The sequence below is a fragment of the Leclercia sp. J807 genome, from assembly GCF_009734465.1.
GTDB lineage: Bacteria > Pseudomonadota > Gammaproteobacteria > Enterobacterales > Enterobacteriaceae > Enterobacter.
In genome coordinates, this window is sequence record NZ_CP046446.1 from 4,631,886 (window position 1) to 4,646,756 (window position 14,871).

Consider the following 14,871-nt stretch of genomic DNA (forward strand, 5'->3'; position numbering starts at 1 on the left):
CTCACTCATATCTGGAGCCAGAAAGTGACAGGGCCATCATTTACCAGCGAAACCTGCATATCCGCAGCGAATCGTCCGGTCTGTGTATGCATCTCTTGCTGGCGGCAACGCTCAACAAAGTATTCATAGAGCGCTTCTGCCCGATCCGGCGCCGCCCCTTTAGAAAAGCTGGGGCGCATGCCGCGCTCAGTATCAGCTGCCAGCGTAAACTGTGACACCACCAGCACGCTGCCACCCGCCTGCTGGACGTTAAGGTTCATCTTGCCATCCGCATCGCTGAAGATGCGGTAACCCAACACGCGCTCGCATAAGCGGTTGGCTTTTTGCTCGTCGTCATCCCTTTCGACACCTAACAGGACTAAAAGTCCCGGACCAATTTCACCCGTCACTTCCCCCTCCACGGTGACGCTGGCACGGGTTACGCGCTGAATCAATGCAATCATGGTTGGTCTGCTTCTCGTTGTTTTTCGGCTTCTGCTGCTTTTTTTAGCTCGCGGTATACCCCGAGAGTGACAGTAATTTCTGCGCCAAGCAAGACGATACACCACGTCCAGTAAACCCAGAGAAACAAAATGGGGATCACCGCCAGCACGCCATAAATCAGTTGATAGGAGGGGAACATGGTGATGTAAAGCGCGAATCCTTTCTTGCCCAGTTCAAACAGCAGAGCGGCAACCAGCGCGCCCACCATCGCATCCCGGTTAGGCACGCGCGTCGTCGGCACAATACTGTATAGCAGCCAGAAAGCGAGCCATGAGAGGAACAGCGGAAAGATCCGCAGCACATCGTCAATCACGCTGTTGAGATCGCTGGCCCAACGCAAAGAGAGCAGATAGGAACTGATCGCCAGACTGGCCCCAGCCAGCAATGGCCCCAGGGTCAGGATCATCCAGTAGACCGCAAACGAGTAAACTTTAGGCCGTGCGCGGGTACTGCGCCAGATAGTATTCAGGGCACTATCAATGGCATACATCAGCAACAGCGCGGTGACAATAAGGCCCACCGCCCCGACCGCCGTCATCTTGCTGGAGTTAGCAACAAACTGCTCAATGTAGTTCTGGATGACATCCCCGGTTGCCGGCATAAAGTTAGCAAAGACAAAATGCCGCAGCTGCAGGCTGACATCCGAAAACATCGGAAAGGCGGCGAAAAGCGCAAAGATGACCGCCACCAGCGGCACCAGAGAGAGCAACGACACGTAGGCAAGGTTGCCTGCCAGCGTGGTCATGTTGTCCTCATCGATGCGGTGCCAGAGGAGTTTTAGCCACGCACGCAGCGGCCTGGTATGGTGGCTGGCTTTTTGATGAACGTTTTTTAGCATAACTGCTTCGCAAAGTAGTCGGGGATCGTCTCTTTTCCGGTCACCAGAATTGACGTGATACCTGCCTGGTTAGCTCCCTCTATATTATCGACGTTATCGTCAAAAAAGACGGCATCGGCGGCAGAGAATCCTTCCGCCTGCAGAACGGCCTGATAGATGCGCGCCTCCGGCTTACGCATTCCCATCTCCTGAGAAAGATAGATCTTGTCCGCAGCCGCTTTCACTTCGGGATACTCTTCCGGCCAGAAGGTGGTGTGCAGACGATTGGTGTTGGAAAGCACCACCACCCGATGCCCCTGCTCGCGCAGTTTGTGCATGATGGCAATCACTTCAGGGCGGATACCGACAAAGACCGCCTGCCATCCATGGGAAAATTGCTCGTAACTGAGGGGGAGGGCCATCTCATGGCAGAGCTTTTCGGCAAAAACCTCATCCGAAATCTCGCCGCGCTCATGCTGATGAAAAGCCTCGCCCATCGTAAAACTTTGTTTAAGCGTCGCCAGCGGCACGCGACTGAAATTACTCCAGGCGCCCAGCACGCGATTGAAGTCGATATCGACAATTACGTTTCCTAAATCAAAGATATAGAGCATTTATCTCTCCTTGTTTGCCGTGAAAAGTAACTGTAGCGGGAAAGGAGATGTTTGGCTATGCGCCAGCTTCAGCTTACAGAAAGGAACGGCCCGACGATCACCGTCGGACCGGGAGAGGGTTAACCCGCCTGCTGTTCGTCGTTTGAATTGACTTCAATGACTTCAACTTTGCTTGATTTAAGGTGCGTTTGCAGCGCGGAGCCGGGTAGCTCGTCGGTAAAGAGCGCCGTCGTCTGCGCGACGTTACCAATTTCAACCGCAGCAGAGGCGTGATATTTCGTATGATCGGCCGCCAGTAAGATGTGCCGGGCGTGGGCCATCATGGTTTTCACCACGCTGGCTTCATTAACATCGAACTCCATCATCGCGCCGTCTTGCTCGATCGCGCCGACGCTGGTCACCAGATAATCTGCACGAAAGCCAGAGACGAACGCCGTGGCGGCAGGCCCGATAATGCCTCCATTGTGCGGGCGCAGCGTGCCGCCGGGGACCATCACCTCAAAGCGCGGGTTCTTATAAAGAATGTGCGCCACCCGCAGGCTGTTGGTGATGATGCGCAGATGATTATGGTTGAGCAGCGCCCGGGCAACGTGCTCTACCGTCGTGCCAATGGTAATAAAAATGGTCGAGCCATCGGGAATGTAGTCGGCAATGGCTTCGGCTATCGCCCGCTTCTCTTCGGTCATGGAGACTTCGCGCTGCTCGAAGGCGGTGTTAACTACGCTGGATGCCCTGCCCGCACCGCCATGATGACGCGTGATCAACCCCTGCTGACTCAGCTTGCGAATATCCCGGCGCACCGTTTGCGTGGAGACATCCAGCAGTTGCGCCAGTTCATCAATGTTCATATAGCCACGGTCGGCAATCAGCGTTAGCAGCTGATCGTGACGCGGGTTGCCGGTCAGTTCGGTAAGGCTCATGGGCTGTCCTCTGAAAACCATCACGCCCCGCATTTTATACAAAAAGTGACAAAAAAGAGCGGGTTTGATCACAGTCGGGTATACCAGCCCGCCCGCCAGGCTTCGTGCATTTCAGTGCCGCAACAGCGCTGGCGAAGCGTACCGCTTCCGACGGAGATTGCTTTTGCCCCAGGCTTACCGCCAGCGCACCGTGGAAAACATCCCCCGCCCCGGTGGTATCAACCACCTCTACCTCAAAGCCAGGCTGATGACATAGCGCGCCATTCTCCAGCCAGAAGCAACCGTCTCGCCCCTGGGTGACATACACATGTCCATTTGTGAGCGTTTGTGCTTTTTTCAGCGCCTCTTCGACTTCATCCCGCTGCGTTAAACGCCGCAGTCCCGGCGCAGAGAAGGCTGCGTGATCGCTTAAGGTAATCAGCTCCGCGATATCCTGCGGGGTGACATCCGCATCAAGCAGGGTCGGCACGCCCTGCTGGCGGGCAAGGGTAAACGCCTCTCTGGCCCCCTCATGCCAGCGCACGTCTGCTAATACGACATCCCACTGAGAGAAGTCGATTTCATGCAGCCAGTCTGCCGCGGCAGGGAGATCCGGGCTGGGATAGTTGGCAATAACGCGTTCCCCGCCTGCATCCACCAGCACGGCGGACTGGGACGAGCGGGCACCTTTCACGACGCGCGTATAGCGGGTATTCACCCCCAGGGATTCCAGCTCCGTGAGCAATCTTGTCCCGGTATCATCGTCCCCCACCCGGCCAATAAAATCCACTTCCGCGCCCAGTTTTGCCGCCGCCACCGCCGCGGTTGCTGCCGGGCCGCCGCCCACTTCCGTATAATTTTTTGCGACATATTTCCCACCTTCCTTCGGTAAATCATCGAGATACCAGATGCGATCCAGCACGGTGATGCCGACACAAACGATGCGAGTCATGGTGATTCCTTCTGCGTTTTCTGTTGCGCTCATTTTAATTTCACCAAATGTTTAAAAAGTGACCCATGTCTATTTTTTGACTATAAATTACAAATACGATCAAAAACAGACAACATAAACGCGCAGAAATTGACACGATATGACAGGAGAGAGGCATGTCAGCAATCGCATTTATCGGTTTAGGGCAGATGGGCGCGCCAATGGCGAAGAATCTGTTGAAGCAAGGCCACCAGCTTCAGGTCTTTGATGTGAACCCACAGGCGGTTCAGGCGCTGGTTGCAAGCGGTGCCCAGGCAGCGACTACGCCCGCGCAGGCTGCAACGGACGCCGAATTCGTTATCACCATGCTGCCCAACGGTGACCTGGTGCGCAGCGTACTGTTCGGCGAGCATGGCGTGTGCGAAGGATTATCCCGCGACGCGCTGGTGATCGATATGTCCACCATTCATCCCCTGCAAACCGACGCGCTGATCCGCGACATGGCCGAGCGCGGCTTCAGCCTGATGGATGTGCCCGTCGGGCGCACGTCAGACCATGCCATCGCCGGCATGCTGCTCCTGCTGGCAGGCGGTACGGCGCAGCAGGTTGAGCGCGCCACCCCCGTCTTAATGGCGATGGGCAATGAGCTGATTAACGCCGGCGGGCCGGGCATGGGCATCCGCGTGAAGCTCATCAATAACTACATGAGTATCGCCCTGAACGCCCTCTCCGCCGAGGCGGCCGTGCTGTGCGAAGCCCTCGGCCTCTCCTTTGACGTGGCGCTGAAGGTGATGAGCGGCACCCCTGCGGGCAAAGGCCATTTCACCACCTCCTGGCCGAACAAGGTGCTGAAAGGGGATCTTTCTCCCGCCTTTATGATCGACCTAGCACATAAAGATCTGGGGATCGCCCTGGACGTGGCCAACCAGCTCCACGTCCCGATGCCGCTGGGCGCGGCTTCCCGCGAAGTTTACAACCAGGCACGCGCCGCCGGACGCGGGCGCGAAGACTGGACAGCCATTCTCGAACAGGTTCGCGCATCCGCCGGGCTGAAAAAATCACACTGATACGAAAGGACTGAGGAATGACGATGTACACCCTGAAAGATATCACCCGACCTTCCGGCGGTTTTGCCATGCTGGCCGTCGATCAGCGCGAAGCGATGCGCCTGATGTTTGCCGCGTCAGGCGCGCCGGTGCCGGTAACTGACCAGCACCTCACGGATTTTAAGGTCAATGCCGCGAAAATTCTGTCGCCATACGCCTCTGCGATCCTCGTCGACCAGCAGTTCTGCTATCGCCAGATCGTGGAGCAGCAGGCGGTTGCGAAAAGCTGCGCGATGATTATGGCCGCTGACGAGTTTATTCCGGGGAACGGTATTCCTGTCGACAGCGTGGTGATCGACAAGAACGTCGACGCGCAGGCAGTCAAACGCGATGGCGGCAAGGCGCTGAAGCTGCTGGTGCTGTGGCGCAGCGATGAAGATCCGCAGCAGCGTCTGGAGATGGTGAAGGCGTTCAACACGCTGTGTCACGACAACGGTCTGTTGAGCATTATCGAGCCGGTAGTGCGTCCGCCGCGCCGCGGTGACGCGTTTAACCGCGAGCAGGCGATTATCGACGCGGCCAAAGAGCTGGGAGACAGCGGTGCCGATCTCTACAAAGTGGAGATGCCGCTGTTTGGCAAAGGCACGCAGCAGGCGCTGCTGGCGGCCTCGCAGAAGCTCAACGAACAGATCAACATGCCCTGGGTGATCCTCTCCTCCGGCGTGGACGACAAGCTCTTCCCGCGTGCCGTAAGCGTGGCGATGCAGGCGGGGGCATCGGGCTTTTTAGCCGGTCGCGCCGTCTGGTCATCGGTAATTGGCCTGCCGGACACCGAGCTGATGCTCCGCGATATTTCTGTACCGAAACTACAGCGTCTGGGCGAGATCGTCGACGAAATGATGGCCCGCCGTTAAGAGAGGATCCGAATATGAAATGGTTTAACACCCTGAGCCATAACCGCTGGCTCGAACAAGAGACCGACCGCATTCTCGACTTCGGCAAAAACGCCGCCGTTCCCACCGGCTTTGGCTGGCTGGGCAATAACGGCCAGGTTCGTAGCGATATGGGCACCCATCTGTGGATCACCGCCCGTATGCTGCACGTCTACGCGGTGGCGGCCAACATGGGACGCCCGGGTGCATACGCCCTGGTTGAGCACGGCATCAATGCCCTGAACGGTCCGCTGCGCGACAAACAGCACGGCGGCTGGTACGCCTGCGTTAACGATGAAGGGGTGATGGATGCCTCCAAGCAGGGCTATCAGCACTTCTTCGTGCTGCTCGGCGCAGCGAGTGCCGTTACCACCGGACACCCGCAGGCGCGCAAGCTGCTGGACGACGCCATTGAGGTAATTGAGCGCTACTTCTGGAGCGAACAGGAACAGATGTGCCTGGAATCCTGGGACGAAGCCTTCAGCAAAACGGAAGATTACCGTGGCGGCAACGCCAACATGCACGCCGTGGAAGCCTTCCTGATCGTCTATGACGTCACCCACGATCGCAAATGGCTCGACCGCGCCCTGCGCATCGCCTCGGTGATTATTCACGACGTGGCGCGCAAGGGTGAGTACCGCGTTAACGAGCATTTCGACACCAACTGGAACCCGATCCGCGACTACAACATCGATAATCCCGCCCACCGTTTCCGCGCCTACGGCGGTACGCCGGGACACTGGATTGAGTGGGGCCGTCTGATGCTGCATCTGCGCGCCGCGCTGGAAGCCCGCTTTGAAACCCCGCCAGCGTGGCTGCTGGAAGACGCAAAAGGACTGTTCCACGCCACCATCCGCGATGCCTGGGCGCCGGACGGGGCCGACGGCTTCGTCTACTCCGTCGGCTGGGACGGTAAGCCTATCGTGCGCGAACGCGTGCGCTGGCCGATCGTCGAGGCGATGGGCACGGCCTATGCCCTCTATACCGTGACCGGCGAGGCGCAGTACGAAGCCTGGTATCAGAAATGGTGGGATTACTGCATCAAATACCTGATGGATTACGAGAACGGCTCCTGGTGGCAGGAGCTGGATGCCAATAACGAAGTGACCACTAAGGTCTGGGACGGCAAGCAGGATATTTACCATCTGCTGCACTGCCTGGTGATCCCGCGCTTACCACTGGCGCCAGGGTTAGCCCCAGCCGTTGCCGCCGGCTTACTGGATAGCCAGGCCAAATAATAAAAACGGAGATCTTATGCGTACCCTACACAATATTGATTTGAAAACTCACGATCGCGGTTTCACCCTGCACTGGCAGGATCGCCTGATTTTATCCCATTCGCCCGAGGCCCCCTGCCTGTGGATCGGCGCAGGCGTTGCCGATATTGAGATGTTCCGCGGCAATTTCAGCATTCAGGATAAGCTCAACGAAAAGATTGCCCTGACCGACGCGACCGTCACGCAGCAAAAGGCGGGCTGGGCGATCCGCTTCACCCGTGGCGATGCGGTAAGCGCCACGCTGCTGGTAGATCTTGATACGGAAGGCCGCCTGACGTTAAAGCTCAAAAACGATGCCACCCGCCATAACCGCATCTGGCTGCGGCTGGCGGCACAGCCTGAAGATCATATCTACGGCTGCGGGGAGCAGTTCTCCTACTTCGACCTGCGCGGTAAGCCGTTCCCGCTGTGGACCAGCGAACAGGGGGTGGGCCGCAATAAGCAGACTTACGTGACCTGGCAGGCCGACTGCAAAGAGAACGCGGGCGGGGATTACTACTGGACCTTCTTCCCGCAACCCACCTTTGTGAGCACCCAGAAGTACTACTGCCACGTGAATAACAGCTGCTACATGAACTTCGACTTCAGTGCGCCGGACTTCCACGAGCTGGCGTTCTGGGAAGATAACGCCACGCTGCGCTTCGAATGTGCAGAAACCTATGTCGATCTGCTGGAAAAACTCACCGGCCTGCTGGGGCGTCAGCCGGAGCTGCCGGACTGGGTTTACGACGGGGTGTCGCTGGGTATTCAGGGCGGCACCGACGTATGCCAGCAGAAGCTCGACCTCATGCGCGAAGGCGGCGTGAAGGTGAACGGCATCTGGGCGCAGGACTGGTCCGGCATCCGCATGACCTCCTTTGGCAAACGCGTGATGTGGAACTGGAAGTGGAACAGCGAACTCTATCCGCAGCTTGATGAGCGTATTGCGCAGTGGAAACAGGAAGGGGTGCAGTTCCTCTCCTATATCAACCCCTACGTCGCCAGCGACAAAGATCTCTGTGAAGAGGCGGCAAAACACGGCTATCTGACCAAAGACGCCGACGGCAAGGATTACCACGTCGAGTTCGGCGAGTTCTACGCGGGCGTTATCGACCTGACCAACCCGGAAGCCTACGGCTGGTACAAAGAGGTGATCAAAAAGAACCTGATCGAGCTGGGTTGCGGCGGCTGGATGGCCGATTTTGGGGAATATCTGCCAACCGATACCTTCCTGCACAACGGCGTCAGCGCGGAGATCATGCATAACGCCTGGCCTGCCCTGTGGGCGAAATGTAACTACGAGGCGCTGGAAGAGACCGGCAAGCTCGGCGAGATCCTGTTCTTTATGCGCGCAGGTTACACCGGCAGCCAGAAACACTCGGTGATGATGTGGGCGGGAGATCAGAACGTCGACTGGAGCCTGGACGACGGTCTGGCGTCCGTCGTGCCTGCTGCGCTCTCGCTGGCGATGACCGGCCACGGCCTGCATCACAGCGACATCGGCGGCTATACCACCCTGTTCGAGATGAAACGCAGCAAAGAGCTGCTGCTGCGCTGGTGCGATTTCAGCGCCTTTACGCCGATGATGCGTACCCACGAAGGCAACCGCCCTGGTGACAACTGGCAGTTCGACGGCGACGCTGAAACCATCGCGCACTTCGCGCGCATGACCACCGTCTTCACCACCCTGAAACCGTACATCAAAGCTGCCGTCGCGCAGAATGCGAAAAGCGGCCTGCCGGTGATACGTCCGCTGTTCCTGCACTACGAGGACGACGCGCGCGCCTACACGCTGAAATACCAGTATCTGTTTGGCCGCGATCTGCTGGTGGCGCCCGTGTATGAAGAGGGACGCCATGACTGGTCGTTCTATCTGCCGCAGGACAGCTGGGTGAATGCGTGGACGGGTGAAACCTGCCAGGGCGGTGATGTGACCGTTGAGGCCCCGCTTGGCAAACCGCCGGTCTTCTATCGCCAGCAAAGCGAATGGGCAGATCTGTTTAGCACCTTACGTCATATCTGATAAGGCTCGCCCGCGGGGAGACCTGCGGGCAGACGGAGAACAATAATGAGTCAACATACTTCTGATCCGGCAACCCTGCGCCTGCCGTTTAAAGAAAAACTCGCCTACGGGATGGGCGATCTCGGCTCTAACATCCTGCTGGATATCGGCACGCTCTATCTGCTGAAGTTCTACACCGATGTGCTGGGCCTGCCGGGGACCTACGGCGGGATCATCTTCCTGATTGCCAAGTTCTTTACCGCCTTCACCGACATGGGGACCGGGATCATGCTCGACGCCCGGCGCAAGATCGGCCCGAAAGGAAAATTCCGCCCGTTCGTACTGTATGCCGCCTTCCCGGTGACGCTGCTGGCGATTGCCAACTTCGTCGGCACGCCGTTTGAAATCACCGGCAAAACGGTGATGGCAACGGTGCTGTTCATGCTGTACGGCCTGTTCTTCAGCATGATGAACTGCTCTTACGGCGCGATGGTGCCCGCCATTACCAAAAACCCGGACGAGCGCGCCTCGCTGGCCGCCTGGCGTCAGGGCGGTGCCACACTTGGCCTGCTGCTCTGTACCGTGGGCTTTGTCCCGGTAATGAACCTGATTGAGGGCAATGACCAGCTTGGCTATATCTTTGCCGCCACCCTTTTCTCGCTGTTCGGGCTGTTCTTTATGTGGTGGTGCTATAAGGGCGTGACCGAGCGTTACGTCGAGACGCAGCCTGCTAATCCGGCGCAAAAACCGGGACTGTTGCAGTCGTTTCGCGCCATCGCCGGGAACCGTCCGCTGTTTATTCTCTGCATCGCCAACCTGTGCACGCTGGGTGCCTTTAACGTCAAGCTCGCCATTCAGGTCTACTACACGCAGTACGTGCTGAACGACCCGATCCTGCTGTCGTACATGGGCTTCTTCAGTATGGGCTGTATTTTTATCGGCGTCTTTATGATGCCCGGCGCGGTGCGGCGCTTCGGCAAGAAAAAGGTCTATATCACCGGGCTGATGATTTGGGTGGCGGGCGATCTGCTCAACTACTTCTTCGGCGGCGGCTCCGTGAGCTTTGTGACGTTCTCCTGCCTGGCGTTCTTCGGCTCCGCGTTTGTGAACAGCCTGAACTGGGCGCTGGTGTCCGATACCGTGGAATACGGCGAGTGGCGCACCGGCGTGCGCTCCGAGGGAACGGTCTATACCGGCTTTACCTTCTTCCGTAAGGTTTCCCAGGCGCTGGCGGGCTTCTTCCCGGGGATCATGCTCACGCAGATCGGCTATGTGCCCAACGTGGTGCAATCCGCCGGAACCGTTGAAGGGCTGCGGCAGCTGATATTTATCTACCCCAGCCTGCTGGCGGTCATCACCATTGTGGCGATGGGTTGCTTCTACAACCTCAACGAGAAGATGTATGTGCGCATCGTGGAAGAGATCGAGCTGCGCAAACGTACGGCATAACTGACTTGAGCGAGCGCCCTGCGGGGCGCTATGAGGATCGACCATGACACACACTCCTGATCCGTTAACCCTGAAGTTGAGCCTGCGCGAGAAGTGCGCCTACGGGATGGGCGATTTTGGCTCTAACCTGATGCTGTGTATCGGCACGCTCTATCTGCTGAAGTTTTACACCGACGAACTGGGCATGCCCGCGTTCTATGGCGGCATTATTTTTTTGGTGGCGAAGTTCTTTACCGCCTTTACCGACATGCTGACCGGCGTGCTGCTGGACTCCCGGCGAAATATCGGCGCACGGGGAAAATTCCGGCCCTTTATTCTCTATGCTTCGGTACCGGTCGCGCTGGTTGCCGCGGCGCAGTTTATGGCTAACGACTTTAGCCTGACGGTAAAAACGGCTATCGCCACCGTGCTCTTTATGATGTTCGGCCTCTGCTATAGCCTGATGAACTGCGCCTACGGTGCGATGGTGCCTGCCATCACCAAAAACCCGAACGAGCGCGCGCAGCTTGCGGCGTGGCGCCAGGGCGGCGCAACGGTGGGATTGTTGCTCTGCACCGTCGGTTTTATGCCCATTCAGGCGCTGTTCGTCAGCCAGCCCTCCCTCGGCTATCTGGTTGCCGCTCTGGTGTTTGTCACCGGCGGGCTGCTCTGCATGTGGTGGTGCTACAGCGGCGTGAAAGAGCGTTATGTGGAGGTCACACCCGATCATCATAAACCCGGCATTCTGAAATCGTTCTGCGCAATTTTCCGCAACCCGCCGCTGCTGGTGCTCTGTATCGCCAACCTCTGTACCCTTGCCGCCTTTAACATCAAGCTGGCAATTCAGGTCTATTACACCCAGTACGTACTGAACGATCTGCACCTGCTGTCGTGGATGGGCTTTTTCAGCATGGGCTGCATTCTGGTCGGCGTGTTTCTGGTACCCGGCGCGGTTAAGCGTTTCGGCAAAAAACCGGTTTACCTGGGCGGGCTGACGCTATGGGCGGTAGGCGACGTGCTGAACTTCTTCTGGGGGAGCAACTCCCTGCTGTTTGTGCTCTTTTCCTGTATGGCCTTTTTCGGCACCGCTTTCGTCAACAGTCTGAACTGGGCCCTGGTGCCGGATACCGTTGATTATGGCGAGTGGAAAACCGGCATTCGCGCCGAAGGATCGGTTTATACCGGCTACACCTTCTCGCGCAAAATCTCCGCGGCCCTCGCCGGTTTCTTGCCTGGCATTATGCTGACCCAGATCGGTTACGTGCCCCATGCGGTGCAGAGCGCAAGCACGCTGCTGGGGCTGCGCCAGCTTATTTTTCTCTGGCCCTGCGGCCTGGCGATTATCGCCGCCATCACGATGGGACTCTTTTATAAACTCAACGAAGCGCGCTTCGCCTTTATTATTGAGGAGATTGCCAAACGAAAAAAACCATCAGCGAATACCCCTGAGATAACCACCAACGATAAAGCGTCAGCAGTCACTTTATAACAATAAATCTGGCCATGAATCCCTTCCCATTCCACGGGAGGGGCGGCCTTTCTTTATCTGATACATGGATAAGTTATGAAAAGAATCATTACTGTACTGATCGTGTCGTCTGTCTCCTGCCCGGTATTTGCCGGGGCGTATGTCGAAACACGAGAAGCATACAATACGGCCTCCGAGCTACATGAGGTGATCCTGCGAGCTGGCTATAACTTCGATATGGGCGCGGGGCTGATGTTCACCAACGCTTATAACGTGGGGAGATGGGATGAGCTTAAGCATAGCTATAACGAAATAGAGGGGTGGTATCCGCTCTTTAAACCAACCAACAAACTCACCTTCCAGCCGGGCGGTTTAATTAACGACAGCAGCGCAGGGTCGGGCGGCGCTGTTTATTTAGATACCAACTACAAATTTACGGACGGGTTCAACCTGACGTTCCGCTATCGCTATAACCACAACAATTACGATACGCCGGACTATAACGGGCAGATGGATAAGAACGACACGCACGAGTTTGCCAACTACTGGAATTTTAAAGTGACGGATGCGTTTTTCTACACCTTTGAGCCGCACTTTTTCCAGCGGGTAAATGATTACCACAGTAAGAATGGCAAAGATCACCACTGGGAAATAACGAACAAGTTCAGCTATAAGATCGACAAAAACTGGTTGCCGTACCTCGAACTCCAGTGGCTGGACAGATGGAATGATTACAACCGCGAGCAGTACCGAATCCGTCTGGGCGTACGGTACGCGTTCTAATAAAAAAGCCGCTGATCGCTCAGCGGCTTTTTACCCGCCGGGTGGCGCATGCGCTTACCCGGCCTACAGACTGACTGTATTAATCTTCTTTTGAACCGCGCATTGCACGTTTACGATCGTTTTCAGTCAGGTGACGTTTACGGATACGGATAGACTGTGGTGTTACTTCTACCAGTTCGTCGTCATCGATGAATTCCAGAGCCTGCTCCAGCGTCATCTTAACCGGTGGAACCAGAACCGTTGCTTCGTCAGTACCGGACGCACGCATGTTGGTCAGTTTCTTACCGGTCAGGCAGTTTACCGTCAGGTCGTTAGAACGGCTGTGAATACCGATGATCTGGCCTTCGTAAACTTCTGCACCGTGACCCAGGAACAGCTTACCGCGATCCTGCAGGCTGAACAGGGCGAACGCAACCGCTTTACCCTGACCGTTGGAGATCAGCACGCCGTTGTTACGCTGGCCCACTTCGCCCGGACGAACGTCGTCGTAGTGGCTGAAGGTGGAGTACAGCAGACCGGTACCAGAAGTCATGGTCATGAACTCTGAACGGAAGCCGATCAGACCACGGCTTGGGATCACGTAGTCGAGACGTACGCGGCCTTTGCCATCTGGATTCATGTTTTTCAGGTCGCCTTTACGCTCACCCAGAGCCTGCATTACAGAACCCTGATGCTGCTCTTCAACGTCCAGCGTCACGTTCTCGAATGGCTCTTGTTTACGGCCATCGATTTCACGGAAGATAACTTTCGGACGGGAAACCGCCATTTCGAAACCTTCACGACGCATGTTTTCGATCAGAACAGACAGGTGCAGCTCACCACGACCAGAAACGCGGAATGCATCAGCATCTTCGGTTTCTTCAACGCGCAGCGCAACGTTGTGCACCAGCTCTTTGTTCAGGCGGTCAAGGATCTGACGGGAGGTAACGAACTTACCTTCTTTACCACAGAACGGAGAGGTGTTGACGTTGAAGAACATGGTTACGGTCGGCTCATCAACAGACAGCGCTGGCAGCGCTTCCACATTCTGCGGGTCGCAGATGGTGTCAGAGATGTTCAGCTCGCCCAGACCGGTGATAGCGATGATGTCGCCAGCTTCCGCAATGTCGCTCTCGATACGCTCAAGGCCCAGGTGAGTCAGCACTTTACCGACTTTACCGTTACGGGTTTTACCTTCGCTATCGATGATAGTGACCTGCTGGTTTGGCTTCACTTTACCGCGCTTGATACGACCAATGCCGATTACACCAACGTAGTTGTTGTAGTCCAGCTGAGAGATCTGCATCTGCAGGGTACCGTCGAGATCGACGTTTGGTGCCGGAACATGGTCAACAATCGCCTGGTACAGCGGGGTCATGTCTTCAGCCATGTCTTCGTGGTCCAGACCAGCGATACCGTTCAGCGCAGACGCATAAACGATCGGGAAGTCCAGCTGTTCGTCGGTTGCATCCAGGTTAACGAACAGGTCGAAGACCTGATCAACAACCCAGTCAGGACGCGCGCCAGGACGGTCAACTTTGTTGATTACCACGATTGGCTTCAGGCCATGGGCGAATGCTTTTTTGGTTACGAAGCGCGTCTGCGGCATTGGGCCGTCAAATGCGTCAACCACCAGCAGCACGGAATCCACCATGGACATCACGCGCTCAACTTCACCACCGAAGTCGGCGTGCCCTGGGGTATCAACGATGTTGATACGGTAGTCATTCCATTTGATCGCGGTGTTTTTAGCGAGGATGGTAATCCCACGCTCTTTCTCCAAATCGTTGGAGTCCATCACGCGTTCTTGAGTTTCGGCACGCGCATCGAACGTACCGGATTGCTGCAGCAGCTTATCAACCAGGGTAGTTTTACCATGGTCAACGTGCGCGATGATGGCGATATTACGCAGATTTTCGATCACAACTTTGCCTCAGGCATTAGAAATAGCGCGTTATTGTACACGGATTAATCGCACTACAAAACAGGATCACAAACATCCCCCGCAAACAAGTATCGCAGAGATGCTTTGTGATCGCTTTCACGGAGCGGTAAAAGGGCACTTTAACGTAAATTGCACCAATATGGTGCTCAATGTTCACATTGAAGCACTATAATGGTGCAACAAAACCACCGTGGTGCAGCCCTTTTGCACTACGGTGCGCATGATAGCGCCTTTTTGGGGTGTTTTAAAAGTTGGCACAGATTTCGCTTTATAAAAAATACGGCAACA

General features: G+C 56.4%; 13 protein-coding genes. 7 read left to right on the forward strand and 6 right to left on the reverse strand.

All coding sequences use genetic code 11. The annotated features are described in order from the left end of the window. Positions 1 to 5: 5 nt before the first annotated feature. The 5 genes from dtd to GNG26_RS22090 form a co-directional block, all read right to left on the reverse strand. A complete protein-coding gene (dtd, locus tag GNG26_RS22070) occupies positions 6 to 443 on the reverse strand; it encodes a D-aminoacyl-tRNA deacylase (protein WP_103177564.1) in 438 nt (145 codons plus the stop codon). Continuing rightward, complete coding sequence (locus GNG26_RS22075) at positions 440 to 1,321, reverse strand: virulence factor BrkB family protein (RefSeq protein ID WP_114316354.1); 882 nt, start codon at positions 1,319 to 1,321, stop codon at positions 440 to 442. The genes dtd and GNG26_RS22075 overlap by 4 nt, the downstream gene beginning before the upstream one ends. Further along, complete coding sequence (gene yihX, locus GNG26_RS22080; RefSeq protein ID WP_103825284.1) at positions 1,315 to 1,914, reverse strand: glucose-1-phosphatase; 600 nt, start codon at positions 1,912 to 1,914, stop codon at positions 1,315 to 1,317. The genes GNG26_RS22075 and yihX overlap by 7 nt, the downstream gene beginning before the upstream one ends. 119 nt (positions 1,915 to 2,033) lie before the next feature. Further along, positions 2,034 to 2,834: a DeoR/GlpR family DNA-binding transcription regulator gene (locus GNG26_RS22085; RefSeq protein WP_103825285.1), complete on the reverse strand. Its 801-nt coding sequence runs from the start codon at positions 2,832 to 2,834 to the stop codon at positions 2,034 to 2,036. 34 nt (positions 2,835 to 2,868) lie between these two features. Continuing rightward, complete coding sequence (locus GNG26_RS22090; protein WP_156240093.1) at positions 2,869 to 3,765, reverse strand: sugar kinase; 897 nt, start codon at positions 3,763 to 3,765, stop codon at positions 2,869 to 2,871. 155 nt (positions 3,766 to 3,920) lie between these two features. Between GNG26_RS22090 and yihU the strand changes: the two genes are divergently transcribed. The 7 genes from yihU (at position 3,921) to ompL (ending at position 12,659) form a co-directional block, all read left to right on the forward strand. Then, entirely contained in the window at positions 3,921 to 4,811 is an 891-nt protein-coding gene (yihU, locus tag GNG26_RS22095) for a sulfolactaldehyde 3-reductase (protein ID WP_156240094.1), read from the forward strand. Positions 4,812 to 4,828: 17 nt separating this feature from the next. Further along, the gene (gene yihT, locus GNG26_RS22100) at positions 4,829 to 5,704 is read left to right on the forward strand and encodes a sulfofructosephosphate aldolase (RefSeq protein WP_156240095.1); all 876 of its coding nucleotides are present in this window, start codon (positions 4,829 to 4,831) and stop codon (positions 5,702 to 5,704) included. 14 nt (positions 5,705 to 5,718) lie between these two features. Further along, positions 5,719 to 6,960: a sulfoquinovose isomerase gene (yihS, locus tag GNG26_RS22105; RefSeq protein WP_156240096.1), complete on the forward strand. Its 1,242-nt coding sequence runs from the start codon at positions 5,719 to 5,721 to the stop codon at positions 6,958 to 6,960. Positions 6,961 to 6,976: 16 nt separating this feature from the next. Further along, positions 6,977 to 9,001, forward strand: coding sequence for an alpha-glucosidase (locus tag GNG26_RS22110; RefSeq protein WP_156240097.1), 2,025 nt, complete (start codon positions 6,977 to 6,979; stop codon positions 8,999 to 9,001). 45 nt (positions 9,002 to 9,046) lie between these two features. Next, positions 9,047 to 10,429, forward strand: coding sequence for an MFS transporter (locus GNG26_RS22115; protein WP_156240098.1), 1,383 nt, complete (start codon positions 9,047 to 9,049; stop codon positions 10,427 to 10,429). Positions 10,430 to 10,472: 43 nt separating this feature from the next. After that, positions 10,473 to 11,897 carry an MFS transporter gene (locus GNG26_RS22120; protein WP_156240099.1) on the forward strand — a complete coding sequence of 475 codons (1,425 nt, stop codon included), beginning with the start codon at positions 10,473 to 10,475 and terminating at the stop codon, positions 11,895 to 11,897. A 75-nt stretch (positions 11,898 to 11,972) separates the two neighbouring features. Further along, positions 11,973 to 12,659 (forward strand): porin OmpL, encoded by a 687-nt coding sequence (gene ompL / locus GNG26_RS22125; RefSeq protein WP_156240100.1) that lies wholly within the window; start codon positions 11,973 to 11,975, stop codon positions 12,657 to 12,659. 79 nt (positions 12,660 to 12,738) lie between these two features. On the opposite strand, the gene typA is transcribed toward ompL, so the two are convergent. After that, positions 12,739 to 14,562, reverse strand: coding sequence for a ribosome-dependent GTPase TypA (gene typA, locus GNG26_RS22130; RefSeq protein ID WP_103177576.1), 1,824 nt, complete (start codon positions 14,560 to 14,562; stop codon positions 12,739 to 12,741). Positions 14,563 to 14,871: the final 309 nt, after the last annotated feature.

Excerpts from the sequence above, each read along its gene's own strand:
- GNG26_RS22120 (WP_156240099.1), top strand. The coding sequence starts at position 10,473 with ATGACACACACTCCTGATCCGTTAACCCTGAAGTTGAGCCTGCGCGAG.
- GNG26_RS22110 (WP_156240097.1), top strand. The coding sequence starts at position 6,977 with ATGCGTACCCTACACAATATTGATTTGAAAACTCACGATCGCGGTTTC.
- GNG26_RS22090 (WP_156240093.1), bottom strand. The coding sequence starts at position 3,765 with ATGACTCGCATCGTTTGTGTCGGCATCACCGTGCTGGATCGCATCTGG.
- yihX (WP_103825284.1), bottom strand. The coding sequence starts at position 1,914 with ATGCTCTATATCTTTGATTTAGGAAACGTAATTGTCGATATCGACTTC.
- yihS (WP_156240096.1), top strand. The coding sequence starts at position 5,719 with ATGAAATGGTTTAACACCCTGAGCCATAACCGCTGGCTCGAACAAGAG.
- ompL (WP_156240100.1), top strand. The coding sequence starts at position 11,973 with ATGAAAAGAATCATTACTGTACTGATCGTGTCGTCTGTCTCCTGCCCG.
- GNG26_RS22085 (WP_103825285.1), bottom strand. The coding sequence starts at position 2,834 with ATGAGCCTTACCGAACTGACCGGCAACCCGCGTCACGATCAGCTGCTA.
- GNG26_RS22115 (WP_156240098.1), top strand. The coding sequence starts at position 9,047 with ATGAGTCAACATACTTCTGATCCGGCAACCCTGCGCCTGCCGTTTAAA.
- dtd (WP_103177564.1), bottom strand. The coding sequence starts at position 443 with ATGATTGCATTGATTCAGCGCGTAACCCGTGCCAGCGTCACCGTGGAG.
- yihT (WP_156240095.1), top strand. The coding sequence starts at position 4,829 with ATGACGATGTACACCCTGAAAGATATCACCCGACCTTCCGGCGGTTTT.
- yihU (WP_156240094.1), top strand. The coding sequence starts at position 3,921 with ATGTCAGCAATCGCATTTATCGGTTTAGGGCAGATGGGCGCGCCAATG.
- GNG26_RS22075 (WP_114316354.1), bottom strand. The coding sequence starts at position 1,321 with ATGCTAAAAAACGTTCATCAAAAAGCCAGCCACCATACCAGGCCGCTG.